This is a genomic window from Blastopirellula marina DSM 3645, assembly GCF_000153105.1.
Classification (GTDB): Bacteria; Planctomycetota; Planctomycetia; order Pirellulales; family Pirellulaceae; genus Blastopirellula; species Blastopirellula marina.
Genome location: NZ_CH672377.1, coordinates 1,467,501 through 1,482,847, shown reverse-complemented (window position 1 = coordinate 1,482,847; position 15,347 = coordinate 1,467,501). Strand labels below are relative to the sequence as shown.

Here is a 15,347-nt window from a genome sequence, read left to right as displayed (position 1 = left end):
CGGTCGTCGAGATCCGCGTGGATCTGCGACGGTGGGAAATGGGCCGATTTGCCGGATGTTGCGGGACGGAAAGCAAGTCGCACTTGGGGGCGTGAGATAAACAGATGGAAAATGGAATTCCTCAGATGATTTGGCGGGCGGTTGAACGCCACAATCATTTCAATCAGACAAGGAGAGTCGCGTTGAATTCCGCCGTGAAATCGTTGACGTATTGCCTGGTCGTGACCGCTTTAATGTGGTCCAACGCCATGGCGCAGGATTTCGGCAATCAAGTCGACCTGCGAAAACAGCAAGAAATGCTTCGCGATGCTCGTCAGGCGATGCGGCACGGCGACTTGGATCAAGCGGAGTCGTTAATTAACGGCGCTTCGCAGTTCCAGACGCCGAACGATCCTCTGTATGACAAGTTTCGCGACACTCCTGCGAAGGCGAAAGCCGCGCTGGAGGAGTTACGCTTCGCAAAACTGCCGGGGCAAAACGAGCTAACCGCCGCCATGCGAGGCAATCCTCAATTGGAAGCGGAGACCTTGATCGGTCAGGCTCGCACCGCTTTGGCCAATGGCCAATCGCTGGCCGCGGTCGAACTGTACCACAAGGCCGCCAAGCTGGACTTCAAGTTCGCTCCCGGCGCCTACGACACCGAGCGTCTTCGCGAAGACCTGATCACCGCCGGCATTCAGCCGAGCATGCTCATGCCGCAAAGCGCACCAACGCGAACTCCGCCGGTCGCCGCGCCCTCTTCGGTTGACAATCCTTACGCCAATCAGTTTGGCCCCAGCAGCTTTCAATCGTCCGGCCCAGACGCCGCGAAAAAGTTGATGTTGGATGCACGACTCGAACTCGCTCGCAGCAACATGGCGGTCGCACGCCGCCTGGTTGATCAGGCTCGCAGCCTGGGAGTGATCTTCCCGGCTGGTCAAGATTCTCCGGAGAAGATTGACGAGCTGATTCATCGCACCGAAACGGTTTTCCGAAATCCTCCGGGACCGCAGGCAGGCAAGATGTTCTCGGCCGTCATGCTGGAGCAAGCGGCCGGTCTGATCGCTTACGATCAAATGGGTGACGCCGAGCGATTGATTCGCCAGGCCGAACAGTTGGGAGGCGACTACAGCGAAGCTCGCTTTACGCCGGATCAGTTGAAGAGCGAAATTGCGCGTCGTTCGCAGAACGTCGGCGCCGCTCCAATGCGAAACCTTCCGCCCGCCAATGTGCCGGCCGGTGCTTCGGCTCACGATCAACAGCAAGCCGTTTTGGCGCAGGCCAAAGCTGCGATGGACGGGGGCAACCTGGCCGCCGCCGAAATGTACTTTGAACAGTCCAAAGGCATTCGGGTTAATCCTCGCGAATATGTCGCAGGCGATCTGCGTCCTGAAATTATGATGATGGAGCTGGATCGCGCCCGCGGCGGCGTTCGCCAGGCTTCGGGCGAAGCGACCGCCGGATTCGCCGGTTCGCAAAGCATCTATCAACCTGAATTTGACGAATCTCGCAACGTTCCCGCCGGCGCCAACATGAACGCCGAATGGAACGCAGGCGGCGAAAACCCGGGCTTCCAATTGATGGGAGACGGCGAACTCGCTCTGAAGATGGGAGACAAGGTTCGTGCTCGCCAAATGTTTGAGGCGGCCTGGAAGCATAAAGATTCGCTCGATCCGCAAAGCCGTCAGCGTTTGCAAGACTACTTACGCTACAGCACGCAGCCGCTTGGCCGAGAAGTTCAGCAGACCAGCAGCGCTCCTTCGCCGCTGGAAGCTGTCGACGCCGAACAGCAAGTTCTGCAGCGTCAGTTGTTCGCAGAGGTGACTCGCGAACAGTCGAACGCCGACCGCATGCGTGAAAGCAATCCGAAGGGCGCATTGGAGTTGTTGGTGCAAGTGCGTCAACGGGTCGCCGATTCGGCGGTCGATTCCAAGGTGAAAGACCAGTTGCTGGCTCGCATCGATCGCAGCTCGGAAGGGCTGAAGAACTATATCGAGATCAACCGAGCTCAAATCGAACTGGATGAGCAAAATCGCGCGATCGACGAATCGATTAGCGAGAACCGCCAAATCAAGGTCGAAATTGAAGGACGCTTGGTCAAGATTACGGATCAGTTTAACGAACTGATGGATCAGTTGCGTTGGGAAGAAGCGGAAGTTCTGGCGCGTCAGGCTCGCGAAATTGCTCCGAACGAACCGATCGTGCAAAACATGTTGTGGAAAGCGAAGACGGCTCGTCGGATGCACAACAACATGATTTTGGCGGACAAGAAGGAATCGGGCTTTATCAACACGATGATGAGTGTTGAAGAATCGGCCATTCCTTACGATGACCGAAATCCGATCACCTTCTCCGATGCTCAGCAATGGAAAGAACTGACCGCGTCGCGTAAGAAGTATGACGCTCGTACGGCTCAGATGACCGACGATGAGATTCGCATTCGCAAAGCTCTCAAAGCTCCGGTCGACCTGAAGTTCAACAAGCAGCCGCTGCAAACGGTCGTTGACACGCTGGCCAGCGTCGTCGGGATCAACATCATCATTGATGAAGCCGGTCTGCGCAGCGAAGGGGTGACCCCGAGCCATGAAATCACGATTAACATGAACACGCCGGTTCGCCTGGAAAGCGCCTTGTTGCATATCCTGCAACCGCTTCGCCTGGCTTATGTGATCGAAGGGGAAGCCCTGAAAATCACCGGCGAGTCGTTCCGCAGCCGCAAGATGATTCAACAGACTTATCAGGTTGCGGACCTTGTGATTCCGATTCCGAACTTCATGCCTAGCTACAACCTTGGTTTGGCTGGCGCCTTGAAATCGGCCTACGAAACGATCGGCTACGGCGGCGTTCAATCGCTGCCGGCGGCCAACGGCATGGGAACCTTCGCCGGCGGCGGTAATACCAACGGCGGAGTTCTGGGGCAAAACTTGCCGCCGGGACTTATCCCTGGCGTTGGTATGGGCAGCGGTCAGGTTCAGTCAGGCACGCCGCAAGGGGGCAGCTTTGGGCTTCCCGGCATGGGCGGTCCTGGCGGTCTGGGCGGCGGCGTTCAGCCCGACTTTGACTCGCTGATTCAGCTGATCACCACGACGATCGAACCGGAATCGTGGGAAGAATTGGGCGGCCCCGGCGCCGTCTCACCTTTCGCGACCAACTTGAGCCTGGTGGTTAGCCAGACGCAGGAGGTTCATGACAAGATCGCCGACTTGCTGGAGCAACTGCGACGTCTGCAAGACTTGCAGGTGACGATCGAAGTTCGCTTCATCACGTTGAACGACAACTTCTTTGAACGTATCGGCATCGACTTCGATCTCGACATCAAAGACAACACCTCCGGCATCGGCACCAACCGTGGTAGCGACGGTAGCCCGAGTATTACGATCGGTTTGGATCAAACGGGTAACCCGACCTCCGACCTTGACTTGTCATTCGCACAGAACAGCTTCGGCAATACGGTGCCTGCCATCGGCGGTCTCGGTGCTGCGGCAGGTTCGATCGGCGGCAGCTTCGGCTTCGCCATGTTGAGCGACATTGAAGCGTTCTTCGTCATGCAGGCCGCACAAAGCGACTTGCGGTCGAACGTGATGCAAGCTCCGAAGGTCACGTTGTTCAACGGTCAAACGGCGTTCGTCACCGACTCGACGCAGCGTCCGTTCGTCACCAGCGTTACACCGGTGGTGGGCGACTTTGCGGCGGCTCAACAGCCGGTGATCGTGGTGCTCAACGAAGGTACTTCGCTAACGGTCCAAGCGGTTGTTTCCGCCGATCGTCGCTTTGTACGCTTGACGCTGGTTCCGATGTTCAGTCAGATCGGCGAAGTGGACACGTTCACCTTTGAGGGAACGAGCTCCTCGCGAGCCGATTCGACGGTGGAAGACCCGGATGCGGCTGACGGCGGCACGACCACCGACAACGAAGAAGAACAGATGACCGGTACGACGGTTCAACAACCGGAGTTCTCGATTATCACGGTGACCACCACGGTCAGCGTTCCTGACGGCGGTACGGTGCTGTTGGGCGGTATCAAACGCTTGAGCGAAGAACGTCGCGAAGCGGGCGTGCCGATTGTGAGCAAGCTGCCTTACATCAACCGCTTGTTCCGCAACGTTGGTATCGGTCGCTCGACGCAAAGCTTGATGATGATGGTGACTCCGCGAATCATCATTCAGGAAGAAGAAGAAGAAAAACTCGGCTTAGGCGACATTGGCGGCTAGCCGACAGAAATTGTAAGAAGCGTGACCTCCGGCCGCCGTAGTCGTACTCTTGTAGTCCGACTACGGCGGCGTCTTTTTGCGCCCCTCCCATTTCGTGTAAACTAGAGCCCAGGCAGTTTACCTCTTTAAAGGGCGGAATGATGGCGAAGTTTGTTCTCGTATTAGCGGCGCTCTGCGGTCTGACCGGCGTCGCGGCCGGCGCACTCGGCGATCACTCGCTGCAGACGCATCTCGAATCAAAGAAAATCACCGACGTCGAGAAACCACGCGAACGATTGCAAATCGGCGTGCGTTATCAGATGTTTCATGCGACGGCGCTGATCGGCGTCGGCGTGCTGCTGTTGGCCAGCGATCGCGGCCGGTTCGCCGCACTCTTCTCTGCGCTGTGTTTTGTCGCCGGTATTCTGGCCTTTTCCGGTACGCTATACGCGTTGGCGTTCACCCAAAACGAATCGCTGGCGATGATCGTACCGTTTGGCGGCATGGCCTATTTGATCGGCTGGGGAGCTTTGATCGTCGCAGGGCTGCAAGCTCGCCCGCATGGCTCCGACGCAGAATAGTGAGTTTGCGATGCTCAATGGAAAGACGATTTTCTGGATCATTATCGGCGTCTTCGCCGGATTTTTGATCGGCTCTTTGGTCAACATGATGATCGTGCTGGCGTCGCTGCTGTTCTATGTTCCGCCGGACGGGCTGGACTGGAATGATCAGGCCGCCGTCGCCCAGTTCATCGGCGGATTGCCGCTGGGAGCGTTTCTGTTCGCCTTGGCGGCCCATGGCGCTCACAGTTTGGTCGCGGGTTGGATCGCCGCTGCAATTGCTCGCCCCTTTCGCTATTCGGCCGCTTTGCTGGTTGGGTTACTGACTCTGGCGGCCGGGTATATGAATCTGCAAGACATCCCGCATCCCGCTTGGTTTGGCTATCTCGATTTGCTGCTGTATCTGCCGCTCGCGGCGCTGGGAGCCAGCCTGGTTAAGCAACCAGACGCGAAGACGGTAGAGGCGACTGAGTCGGCTTAAAACTGCGCGCGGACCCATTGTTCTAGATCGAACTTCAAACGCCCTTTGGCGATCTCCTTGTTGAGCGCCTGGTTCGCTTTTTCGACCAGTTTGGGCTCGTAGCCTTTGATCTTCGCGGCGACTTCGTCCTTGAGTTCGTGTCCGAGCTTTTCGATCAATTGGCCATTGGCCAAACCGACGCGCTGGAGTTCAAATTGCAGCATGGTCAGATCGGCGGCGGTGACTTGCGGCTGTAACTCGCCTGAGATCAGCAGCCCGAGCGTGTTCCAGTGGACCTTGGTTTCGCAGTCGAGCGTCATGCGGATCGTCGCGTCGGCGACGGCCGAGACCCCCATCAGGCGCACGCCGCGGTTCCACTCTTGCAGTTCGGCTTCGGCGGTCACTTTCACGATGACGCGAAGTCGCGTGATGATCTTGTCCCCTTGGACGTCGAGCGAATCGACTTCGACTTGGATATCGTCCGATGGATGGATGATCTGGACGTGATACCGTTTCCAAGTGCCGTGATTCTCCGGCTTCTTGCGGCGCTCGACCCGAAAGTCTTTAAAGCTGCCGCGGAACTTCACCCCTTGGGTGAAATCCTTTTGACCGCCCCATTTTCGCTCGTCGCTGTAGCTCGGGGGAATATTTTCCAGGGCGATCCACTTCGCGACGCCGGACAAAAACGGACTAGGCTCTGCGTAGACCGGCGCCGCCGCTAGCAATAGCGTCAAGATGACGGCAAGTTGTCGCAGCAGCGGCATAAAAAAACGTCCCGAATCGGTCGAGTTACATGACTCTTTACCGTATGTCGGGACGTTTGGTTCGGTAAAACCAGCTGGCTAACGATTATTCGTGTGGGAAGGTCATGCGCCAGGGGTCGAGCGCCTTGGTCAGATCGGTTTCGGCGATTTCGCCCTGCTCCTGCGCGAGTTCGCGAATCGTCTTGCCTGATTTAAACGCTTCTTTCGCCATGGCGGCCGCTTTGTCGTAGCCGATCAACGGGTTCAAGCTGGTGCACATCGACAGGCTTTGCTCGACCGATGCGTTGCACGCTTCTTCGTTCGCTTCGAGTCCGTCGCTGCAGAACTCCACAAAGGCGTCGCACGAGGAGGCCAACAAGCGAATGCTTTCCAGCGTTGTCTGCCCCATGACCGGCATCATGATGTTCAATTGGAAATTACCGCCGGTGGCGCCGCTCATGGTGATCGTGCCGTCATTGCCGATCACCCGAGCACAAACCTGCATCATGCTTTCGCACATCACAGGGTTCACCTTGCCGGGCATGATCGAACTGCCGGGCTGACGATCGGGGAGCACGACTTCAAAAAATCCGCAGCGCGGGCCGCTGCCGAGCCAACGGATATTGTTGGAGACGTTGAACAGCGTGTTGGCGATCGTCTTCAAGATGCCGTGGCATTGCACCAGGCCGTCACGCTGTGCGTTGGCTTCAAAGTGATTGACCGCTTCGACAAAGGGAATGCCCGTGCCGGTCGCTAGTTCGGCGGCGACGCGTTTCGAGAATTCAGGATGCGTATTGATGCCGGTGCCGACCGCCGTACCGCCGACGGGAAGCTCCAAGACGGCGTCTTGCGCTACGCGGGCGCGTTCGATCGACAACTCGATCTGTCGAGCGAATCCGCCGAACTCTTGCCCCAGTCGCAGCGGCGTCGCGTCCATCAAGTGGGTGCGGCCGATCTTGATGATCTTGTCCCACTCCATCGCTTTTTTAGAGAGCGATTCATGCAGATTTTCGAGCGCCGGCAGCAGATGATTTTCGATCTGCATCGCGACGGCGACATGGATCGCGGTGGGGAACGTATCGTTGGTGCTTTGGCCCATGTTTACATGGTCATTGGGATGAACCGGCTTCTGCTGCACAAAGCGGTCTCCGCCGAGGATCTCGATCGCGCGATTTGAGATCACCTCGTTGACGTTCATGTTGCTGGAAGTGCCGGAACCGGTCTGGAAGACGTCGATCGGAAACTCGCAGTCGAGCTTTCCTTCGCGGACTTCAATCGCGGCGTCCAACAGCGCTTTGACCTGCGGATCGGAGAGCGGGTTTTTGCCGGTGCCGGTCAATTTTCCCAAGTCGCGATTGGCGACGGCGCAGGCATGTTTGACCCAGCCCATCGCGTGAATCAACGCCGGCGGCAACGTCCAGCCCGAGATCGGAAAATTCTCGACGGCCCGTTGCGTTTGGGCGCCGTAGTATGCCTTCGCGGGGACCTTGACGTCTCCCATCGAGTCTTTTTCGATGCGATATTCGGACATGATGGCGGATTTCCAAGAGATGGGGATGCTGAATCGCCAGGCGACAGAAAAACTCGGCCTGATAGCCGTCATCTTACCTTTGGCGACGGGAACCGAAAACCGGCGGCGACGCAAATCTCCCCTGCCGCGTGTGGCGGGCTACTTCTCGCCGGCCCCATAGGCGATCGCCGTTTTGGTGGGAGCGGCAGGGCGGACCCAAGCTGAAAGTTGGGCCGTCGCTTCAAAAAAATCTTTCGCCATTTCCGCGGCTGCGGCCGGATAGCGTTCGCGAGAATTGCCGTAGCGGAACGAAAATTCGGCGGCGATGACCTCCCCTGCTCTGCCGGCGGTCCACACGATCACGGCGACTTCCGCGATGACGCGTTCCCCCTTATTTTCGCCAAAGACAAACTCGGCGCCGCGATAGACGCGTTCATGAGGACGAAAGTCATTCACCACGCAGAGGGGAATCTGCTTCCGCTTTTTTTCGCTCCATGGAAGCTGCTTGAGCCCGGGGAACAACCGTGCCGCCGCAGAGACGTCGGTCGGCGTATTGCGACTGCTTTTGACAATCGCGACGCCGCTGTGCGAAAAGCGACTATGTTGGATCAGCGACCTGCCGTGGTCGTTTGAGAGCAACAGGAGATCTTCTTCTAACTTTTGCTCGTGCTTCACTTTCTTCGCCGCCGCAACATCGGCGCCAGCGGCGACATACCGATCGACGCCGCGCATCTTGAGCGTGTACTCGGCGATCTTGCCGCCGCACGTTTGCCGTCGGCGAAGCACATGTCCATGCAGCAACCGCAGTTCATGGTCCGGCGAATCGAGAAAGATGATCTCCCGTTCTTTCGTCAATTGCAGCGCCGACGTTTGCACGGCGTCGCGCGAGTTGCCGTGCGCGAAAAAGCAAAGGTCCACCCAGAACTGAGTCACGGCCTCATCAAGATCCGCGAACTTTTTTGGTTCGAGCATCACTTTGTATTCGCGAGAGACGATCGGAATCTTTTTCATCGGAGCGACCCATTGACGCTTGGTTTATTGATCAACAACAAGAATGGAGCACGGCGAAGCCACGGATTTGAGACGGAAAAACACCGTCGAAATCAATTCAAAAATCACGACACTAGTCCGCCGGCGAGGGAATGCGGCTGGCCGCTTCCATCCGTGTTAGGATCGCCAGCCCTTTTCCCTCGCTCGCGCTGCGGGCTAGTGTTCCATTAGTTCGAAAAATCGCAAATTCAAATGGCGCGCAGCCAGACGTTTACGCACGATCGATCGGAAAGGACAACACTTCCGCGAGCGACCGTGCGCCGGTCTTGACCATCAATAAGCGATCCATGCCCAGCGCCGTGCCGCTACACGCAGGCAGGCCAAACTCCATCGCTTCCAGCAAGCGACTTGCTTCTGGCAATCGATATTTTCCATCCTCACCGCGAGCTTGGTTGTTGGTCTGATTGCGCTGTCGCAAAAGTTCGGCGTCAAGCAATTCATGATAGCCATTGGCAAGCTCTACGCCTTGCACATACAGCTCAAATCTTTCGGCGATCGGTGGATCGTCGGTGCTGACTTGCGCCAAAGCGGCTTGTGACGCGGGATAGTCGTACAAGATCGTCGGGGCCGTCGCGCCCAAATGGGGCTCAATCAGTTCGGTTAGCAACAGTTCGCGCAACAGGTCGCAATCCGAGCCGTCGTACGAGTCCGGCGTTGGCACTTGGTTCTGCAGTGCGACCGATAGTAACTCGTTGCCGCTGGCGCGATGCGGGTCGACTCCCAACTGCTGTTGGAACGCTTCGGCATAGGTCAGCATCTCGACTTTGTCGCCCAAGACTTCGCCGGCCAAGTCGGCCAGCAGTTTGCGTCCGGCCGCGTAGCCATCGCCGACGCGATACCATTCGAGCATCGTGAATTCGACATTGTGCCGCTCACCCATTTCCGCGCCGCGAAACGCTTTGCCGATTTGAAAGATCGAAGTCGCGCCAGCCGCCAACAGCCGCTTCATCCCAAACTCGGGCGACGTTTGCAGCCACAGTTTTTTCCCTTCCTCAGGACGACGGGGATCGGGGAATAGCGTCACGCTGAGCGGATCCAAGTGACGATCGATCACGCTATCGTGCGAAAGCAACGGCGTTTCGACTTCTAGAAATTCACGCGACAGAAAAAACGCGCGAACCTGCTGCAACAGCTCGCTTCGCGCATGGAGCTTCTCAAGCGAGCAGGTGGGGCGCCAAGTTTCAGGAGTTGAGAAATCGTCAGGCATTCTAATGGCGTGTAGGGTGGGTGAAGAGGCGATTTTCAGCAACCAATTTTGAACAACATCACCGCTTGCGCAACCCACCAATACCGGGCGCTCAAGCAGATTCCGGTGGGTTGCGCAAACCGGTTACGTCGATTGGCGATGGTGAAATCAAACGCGGTTTTTGCTGCACCCCCACTACGCAACTTGTTAAGTCAATTGCGCCAGCACATAAGGCCCTTTCGGAATCACCGCAATCGACGCGTCGTCGCCGTGTTGGGCCAGTGCACTTTCTAGCGCCGATTCGACACTGGTCGCCGGCTCAACAAACAGTTGACTCAGCCGCTCGGCTGGGATGCCGTCGGAAACCATCACAATCTTCGCCTGACGAGCCGCTTTGGCCAACTCTTCGAGTTGCCATTGATCCATCACAAAGCAATCAGGATCGAGGATCGCCGTCATGAATGCGTCGAGACTGTCGTACTGGCTGAAGAGGGAGGTAAACGGCGGACTTCCGATCCCTTCGGTAAGGCTCGCGGCGACGATGATCGTGCCCCCTTTCTTCACCACTTTGGCGGCGGCGACCATCGCTTTGACCGACTGATAGAAGGTCGTATCCAACGGATAGCCGGCGCTGCTGGTGACGACGATGTCGGCCGCTTGGTCGAGCGTATCGACGACGACGTCGCGAACGAACTCGACCCCTTCTTCAAACGCGGCGATCATGTCGCCGGCGACAAATTTTAGGGGGCGACGATGCGCGTCAATCACCACGTTGATGATAAAGTCGCAGCCAGCGGTTTGGGCGATCGAGGTATTCTCAATGTGAACCGGATTGTCGATCAGGCAACCCATCGTCGCGTTTTCATGTTCCAGAAAGCGGGGCGAGTGCCAGGCGCGGATCGTGTCGATATGGGCGATGCCGGGGCAGATCAATTTGCGCCCGCCGGAGAAACCGGCCATGAAGTGGGGCTCGATCAATCCAACGGTGATCTTTAGATCGGCTTCGACATAGCGCCGGTCGATCCAGATCGGCACGCCGTGGGGGCTTTCGCCGAGATAGGCATGTTCGTCCCGATTCTCGCCGTAATGGTTTTCGATCCGGTAGTTGTCGACGATGTGTTGCCCGACCATCTCGACCAGTTCTTCGCCGTGATTGGGACGATGAAGCCCGGTCGCGTTGAGGATGACAATCTTGTCGCGAGGGATGCCGGCCGCTTCTAAGATCTCCAGCGTCGGCCGCAAGATGATTTCGTTGGGAACGGGACGCGTGATGTCGCAGATCACGATGCAGGCGTCCTGTTTTCCTTGGGCCAGTTCGGCCAGAGGCGCAGTCCCATGAGGTTGCGTCAGGACTTTTCGTAGCGACGCGTTGGGATCGGCCAGCGGCGGAGCGTCTTTGTAAGCGAGCGTGCGAACATTGCCGTTATCGGGGATCTCTGCGACCAGGCCGTTGCGACCATACTCCAACTTGACCTTCATGCGGGGCACTATCCTGGGGCGGGATCGAGAAATAGGGAGAAGTTGAATTCTACCACTATTCGCTGGGCGCACAAAAAAGCCTGGACGCGGCGGCCCAGGCTTTTTTGAATGTGCGATTGCAGAAGGATAACGACTAGGTCGCTTCTTCCTTCTTCTTCTTCTTTTTCATCGAGATCTTGATGACGCGCGTCTTCGGAATACCGATCGGCGAGTCAGTCTCGGGATTGAATTTGCCGGCTTTACGCATCTGTTCAAGGCGTTCAACACGGGTCAAAACGCTGCGAGACGAAATGCCGCCGCGCTTCACTTTCAAGCTTTTGTCGATGGTCACGGTTCTATCTCCGGTATTGGGAAACGGCCCGAATCATCTTCTAGAGCCGTCAATTGGTCGCATGGAAACTTCCCAGTTTATCGATTTCCACGACCGCGACAAGGGCCAATCGCGGCAGTTCCTCTACGGAAACTACCGGGTATCGATCTCTTTGATCCCCATGATCAACGTCAAAAAGTCACGCATCGTCTGGGGGCGATCCTTCGGATTGACCTGAATGCAGCTATGAATCGCTTTCGCCAACCGAGGGTCAATGTAAGGGCGAAACGCCTTAATATCGCGCGGCGCTATCGTATCGTGCTGCAGCGCATCTTTTCCGGTGCCGGTTTGGGCGATCCACGGAAGCTCGTAACCGCATAGACGGTAAGCGGTTACGCCAAAAGCAAAAATATCGGATCTTTGATCGGTCGGTCGGCGGCGGACGATCTCGGGCGACATGTAGTTGGGGGTGCCGGTACGGTTGCCTGCGGTCATGAACTCGGGCTTGGCCGGCAAGCTGAGGCCAAAATCAATCAGTTTCACCGTTTTTCCGTCGCGAGAAACGATGAAATTGCGGGAACAAATATCGCGGTGAATATATCCCTGATCGTGAACGTAGGCCAACGATTCCGCCATTTGCCGCAGCAGATTCAGCTGTTCCCCTTCCAAGTGCGGATCATGATCGTTGCACATCGCCTGCAGCCCACGGCCCTCGACCATTTCCATCAGCACGTACTGCTGGCCGTTGACCAGCAGGCCATGTTCGTAGGCCTCGGCGACGTTGGGATGTTTCATGCTACAGGCAATTTCCCCTTCACAAGGGCGTTTGAGCCCTGCAAAACGGGAGTCGAAGAATTCCTGCTTCTCTTTGTCGAGAATTTTCAGGCCGTAGACGCGACCAGTCGAGTGTTCGCGCACCACCATAAACTCGCTCATCGTGCCGGTTATCGACTCGCGAATTCGCTCAAAACGAGCAGGAATATCGAGTCGGTTCGACTTGAAGAACGCAGCCAACTTGTCGAGTAGCTTCATGAGGGCAATGCCTAAGAGCGGCGAAAGGTATAGCAGCGCCCGGGATTTGCGACCGCTGGCTTGGTCGCCGTGCGCCTGTTGTCTGTTCCATTTACCACTTTAAGTGGGGAACGACCCGGGGGCAAGATTGAGACGCTACCGCCGCGCGGCAAGTCGCTCGGCCGCTTCGTCCTGCAGCGCGTCGTCGGGCGCCAAAAAGCGGCAAGCTTCCCAATGGGCGGTCGCTTCGTCCCCGCGTCCGCTCTGGTCCAGCAAGCGGGCCAGATGATACTGCGCGTCGAAATAATCGGGATAAATCGCAATTGCGGCCTGAAATTGGGTCGTCGCTTCATCGAGTTTGCCCAATTCGACCAACGTGCAGGCCAGATTGCTGCGCGCTTCGACGAAGTCCGGCTCCAAGTCGATCGCGGCCGCGTATCGTTCGACCGCAAGTTCGGCCTTGCCGCTCCGGTAGTAGAGTTCGGCCAGTTGAAAGTAGAGTTCGGACGATTCTTCCATGTCCGCGGCTGCGGCTTCCAAAGCTTCGACGGCCGCGTCAAAGCGACCAGCGTCTTCATACTCGGCCGCCAGATCCACAAGAGCCGCAGGCGTCCGCCGGGGCGCCGAGACGGCGTTTTCGGTCAATTCCGGAAGCCAATCGGGCTCTAGCTTTTCAAAATCGATCCGCATTTGTCCCCCCGGCTCGATCAGTCCTTCTCCTTGGCGAAGCAGAACGCTGCGCCCTTCGACGATGATCGAAAGTTGCTCCAGCGGACGATCGACGCAACTCGACAAGCTTTGCAGCGACGCGAGTTGTCGTTCGATATGATCGGCCGAAGTGCCTGCGGCGAGCAGTTGGGCGAGCCGCTGCGCTGTGGCGACTTCGCGGATGTCGAAATAGGGGAGTTTGCGAACTTCGCGGACCGGCTGGATCAGTCCGCGACGTTGCCAACGGCGGATGATCGCTTTGGAGACGCCGAGCAGATCTGCCAACATCGCCGGCGTATAAAGACGTTGGATGCGCTGCTGCGTTTCGAGTAGGCCCAGCCGCTCCCAGAGGGTCGTCTCTTGGATGATCTCGATCCGTCCATCCGCCGCGGCCTGTTGGATCGCGGCGGAGGGAAAATCAATTTCGCCGAAGATCGGCAAGTCGTTTTCGCCGATCACCAGCAAGTCAATATCGACAGTCGGACGCTCCACCGCTTTGGCGCCGGCGGCGGCCAGCAAGGCGGAAGCGTCTTTGCGTGACATTCCGGCCAACTTGCCAAGAAACGCCACGCGGCGACCAGAAAACGTCGCCGCGGTGTCGTGCAATTGCGTCATAGCTTGACTAAGTCGGCCGTCACGGCCATTTTCCAAGGCAAACGCCAGGCCTATTTGCCCGGCATCTTTTCGATGACATGATCGATCAGACCATATTCACACGACTCTTCAGCCGACATGAAACGATCGCGATCGGTATCTTTCTCAATGCGGTCGATCGTGTGACCGGTATGCTTGATCAAGATTTCATTCAGGCGATGTTTGATCCGCTTGAACTCGGTCGCATGGATCAAGATTTCTTCCGCGGTCCCCTGCATGCCGGCCAACGGTTGGTGAATCATGACGCGAGCATTGGGCAATGCGTGACGCTTGCCGGCTGCGCCAGCTGTCAAAAGCACGGCGCCCATCGACGCGGCCTGACCGATGCAGTAGGTCGCCACATCGCAGGTGATAAACTGCATTGTGTCGTAAATCGCCATGCCGGCGCTGACGCTGCCGCCTGGCGAGTTGACGTACAAATGGATGTCTGCCGCCGGATCTTCGGACTGCAGGAACAACATCTGGGCGACAATGCAGTTGGCCATTTCATCGTTGACCTGGGTGCCCAGGAAGATGATTCGGTCTTTCAGCAGCCGGCTATAAATGTCGTAGACGCGTTCTTCGCGTCCGCTCTTTTCAACGACGTAAGGAATCAAAGGCATCGTAGGGAAACTCCGTTCGGGATGACTGGATAAAAGCCGCGGCGATTGCGATTACTTGTCGTCGTCTTCGTCGCCTGGTTCGCCTAGCGGCTTGGTCAAAATTTCGTCGACGATGCCGTATGCCTTGGCGGCGTTGGCGTCTAGGTAAAAGTCACGGTCGGTGTCTTTCGCAATTTTTTCGACCGGCTGATTGCAGTGATCGGCCAAGACCTGATTCAGTACATCACGGGTCTTGAGAATTTCGTCGGCCTGGATTTCGATATCCGAAACCTGACCGCCGACACCGCCATGCGGCTGGTGAATCATCACTTTGGCGTGCGGCAGAATGAAGCGTTTGCCTGCTTCGCCGCCGGCCAACAGCACCGCTCCGCCCGATGCGGCCAAACCTACGCAGTAGGTCGAGACCGGGCAAGAGATCACTTTCATCGTGTCGTAGATGGCCATCGTCGCAGTGACGCTGCCGCCTGGCGAGTTGATGTAAAAGTTAATCGGCTTCCGGCGATTCTCGCTTTGCAGATACAAAAGCTTCATCACCAGTTCGTTGGCGTTGCCGTCGTAGATTTCGCCTTGCAGAAAGACGATCCGATTTTCTAGCAACATGTCGCCTAGCGTCATTTGACGCTGACGTTGGTACTCGGCGTAAGCCATTGCCGATGGGGAGCGAAAATCCGAAAACGGCGTGTTCATTGCACAAAGATCCTTCTCTAGAGACGGGTCGCTCCCCGCCGATCGACACGAGCGTCGCGGGGCTGTTTTCTATTTTCTCGAAGTCGCGTCGTAAGACAACCGTGGGATCTCCCCAAGCACGCCGTCAGCTTGCGCATTTTCACAGCGATGGTCGGCGTAACCGGCACTCTTTTCGTAGCCGCGCTACCTACTTCATCTTGACGCAGGCCGGCGAAATT

At 57.2% G+C, this 15,347-nt stretch carries 14 protein-coding genes; 4 read left to right on the top strand and 10 right to left on the bottom strand.

Annotation, left to right across the window (positions count from 1 at the left end; translation table 11 throughout):
• Positions 1–182: 182 nt before the first annotated feature.
• From DSM3645_RS28990 to DSM3645_RS25040, 3 genes are all read left to right on the top strand, one after another.
• Positions 183–4,190: a type II secretion system protein GspD gene (locus DSM3645_RS28990; protein WP_161603417.1), complete on the top strand. Its 4,008-nt coding sequence runs from the start codon at positions 183–185 to the stop codon at positions 4,188–4,190.
• 140 nt (positions 4,191–4,330) lie between these two features.
• Positions 4,331–4,750 carry a DUF423 domain-containing protein gene (locus DSM3645_RS25045; RefSeq protein WP_040353003.1) on the top strand — a complete coding sequence of 140 codons (420 nt, stop codon included), beginning with the start codon at positions 4,331–4,333 and terminating at the stop codon, positions 4,748–4,750.
• 10 nt (positions 4,751–4,760) lie between these two features.
• The gene (locus DSM3645_RS25040) at positions 4,761–5,210 is read left to right on the top strand and encodes a hypothetical protein (RefSeq protein WP_237564932.1); all 450 of its coding nucleotides are present in this window, start codon (positions 4,761–4,763) and stop codon (positions 5,208–5,210) included.
• On the opposite strand, the gene DSM3645_RS25035 is transcribed toward DSM3645_RS25040, so the two are convergent.
• Positions 5,207–5,953 carry a hypothetical protein gene (locus DSM3645_RS25035; protein WP_002655431.1) on the bottom strand — a complete coding sequence of 249 codons (747 nt, stop codon included), beginning with the start codon at positions 5,951–5,953 and terminating at the stop codon, positions 5,207–5,209. The genes DSM3645_RS25040 and DSM3645_RS25035 overlap by 4 nt on opposite strands.
• Before the next feature lie 85 nt (positions 5,954–6,038).
• Positions 6,039–7,463, bottom strand: a complete 1,425-nt coding sequence (locus DSM3645_RS25030) for a class II fumarate hydratase (protein WP_002655430.1) — start codon at positions 7,461–7,463, stop codon at positions 6,039–6,041.
• On the opposite strand from DSM3645_RS25030, the gene DSM3645_RS31540 reads away from it, so the two are divergent.
• Positions 7,447–7,623, top strand: a complete 177-nt coding sequence (locus tag DSM3645_RS31540; RefSeq protein ID WP_154657819.1) for a hypothetical protein — start codon at positions 7,447–7,449, stop codon at positions 7,621–7,623. The genes DSM3645_RS25030 and DSM3645_RS31540 overlap by 17 nt on opposite strands.
• On the opposite strand, the gene DSM3645_RS25025 is transcribed toward DSM3645_RS31540, so the two are convergent.
• From DSM3645_RS25025 to DSM3645_RS24990, 8 genes are all read right to left on the bottom strand, one after another.
• Entirely contained in the window at positions 7,602–8,453 is an 852-nt protein-coding gene (locus DSM3645_RS25025; RefSeq protein ID WP_002655428.1) for a hypothetical protein, read from the bottom strand. The genes DSM3645_RS31540 and DSM3645_RS25025 overlap by 22 nt on opposite strands.
• Before the next feature lie 250 nt (positions 8,454–8,703).
• Positions 8,704–9,699: an EF-P lysine aminoacylase EpmA gene (gene epmA / locus DSM3645_RS25020; protein ID WP_002655427.1), complete on the bottom strand. Its 996-nt coding sequence runs from the start codon at positions 9,697–9,699 to the stop codon at positions 8,704–8,706.
• Positions 9,700–9,885: 186 nt separating this feature from the next.
• Positions 9,886–11,157 carry a nickel-dependent lactate racemase gene (larA, locus tag DSM3645_RS25015; RefSeq protein WP_002655426.1) on the bottom strand — a complete coding sequence of 424 codons (1,272 nt, stop codon included), beginning with the start codon at positions 11,155–11,157 and terminating at the stop codon, positions 9,886–9,888.
• 133 nt (positions 11,158–11,290) lie between these two features.
• Positions 11,291–11,488: a small basic protein gene (locus tag DSM3645_RS25010; RefSeq protein ID WP_002655425.1), complete on the bottom strand. Its 198-nt coding sequence runs from the start codon at positions 11,486–11,488 to the stop codon at positions 11,291–11,293.
• Between the two features lie 132 nt (positions 11,489–11,620).
• Positions 11,621–12,499, bottom strand: coding sequence for a serine/threonine-protein kinase (locus DSM3645_RS25005; RefSeq protein WP_002655424.1), 879 nt, complete (start codon positions 12,497–12,499; stop codon positions 11,621–11,623).
• A gap of 135 nt (positions 12,500–12,634) precedes the next feature.
• Positions 12,635–13,801: a tetratricopeptide repeat protein gene (locus DSM3645_RS25000; protein ID WP_002655423.1), complete on the bottom strand. Its 1,167-nt coding sequence runs from the start codon at positions 13,799–13,801 to the stop codon at positions 12,635–12,637.
• A 50-nt stretch (positions 13,802–13,851) separates the two neighbouring features.
• Positions 13,852–14,442, bottom strand: a complete 591-nt coding sequence (gene clpP / locus DSM3645_RS24995) for an ATP-dependent Clp endopeptidase proteolytic subunit ClpP (protein WP_002655422.1) — start codon at positions 14,440–14,442, stop codon at positions 13,852–13,854.
• A 51-nt stretch (positions 14,443–14,493) separates the two neighbouring features.
• Complete coding sequence (locus DSM3645_RS24990; protein WP_040353002.1) at positions 14,494–15,129, bottom strand: ClpP family protease; 636 nt, start codon at positions 15,127–15,129, stop codon at positions 14,494–14,496.
• Between the last annotated feature and the right edge of the window lie 218 nt (positions 15,130–15,347).

Bases quoted from the DNA above. Each gene is read 5' to 3' on its own strand.
- DSM3645_RS25045 (WP_040353003.1), top strand. From the start codon at position 4,331: ATGGCGAAGTTTGTTCTCGTATTAGCGGCGCTCTGCGGTCTGACCGGC.
- DSM3645_RS25040 (WP_237564932.1), top strand. From the start codon at position 4,761: ATGCTCAATGGAAAGACGATTTTCTGGATCATTATCGGCGTCTTCGCC.
- DSM3645_RS25035 (WP_002655431.1), bottom strand. From the start codon at position 5,953: ATGCCGCTGCTGCGACAACTTGCCGTCATCTTGACGCTATTGCTAGCG.
- DSM3645_RS31540 (WP_154657819.1), top strand. From the start codon at position 7,447: ATGCGATATTCGGACATGATGGCGGATTTCCAAGAGATGGGGATGCTG.
- DSM3645_RS25030 (WP_002655430.1), bottom strand. From the start codon at position 7,463: ATGTCCGAATATCGCATCGAAAAAGACTCGATGGGAGACGTCAAGGTC.
- DSM3645_RS25025 (WP_002655428.1), bottom strand. From the start codon at position 8,453: ATGAAAAAGATTCCGATCGTCTCTCGCGAATACAAAGTGATGCTCGAA.
- epmA (WP_002655427.1), bottom strand. From the start codon at position 9,699: ATGCCTGACGATTTCTCAACTCCTGAAACTTGGCGCCCCACCTGCTCG.
- larA (WP_002655426.1), bottom strand. From the start codon at position 11,157: ATGAAGGTCAAGTTGGAGTATGGTCGCAACGGCCTGGTCGCAGAGATC.
- DSM3645_RS25005 (WP_002655424.1), bottom strand. From the start codon at position 12,499: ATGAAGCTACTCGACAAGTTGGCTGCGTTCTTCAAGTCGAACCGACTC.
- DSM3645_RS25000 (WP_002655423.1), bottom strand. From the start codon at position 13,801: ATGACGCAATTGCACGACACCGCGGCGACGTTTTCTGGTCGCCGCGTG.
- clpP (WP_002655422.1), bottom strand. From the start codon at position 14,442: ATGCCTTTGATTCCTTACGTCGTTGAAAAGAGCGGACGCGAAGAACGC.
- DSM3645_RS24990 (WP_040353002.1), bottom strand. From the start codon at position 15,129: ATGAACACGCCGTTTTCGGATTTTCGCTCCCCATCGGCAATGGCTTAC.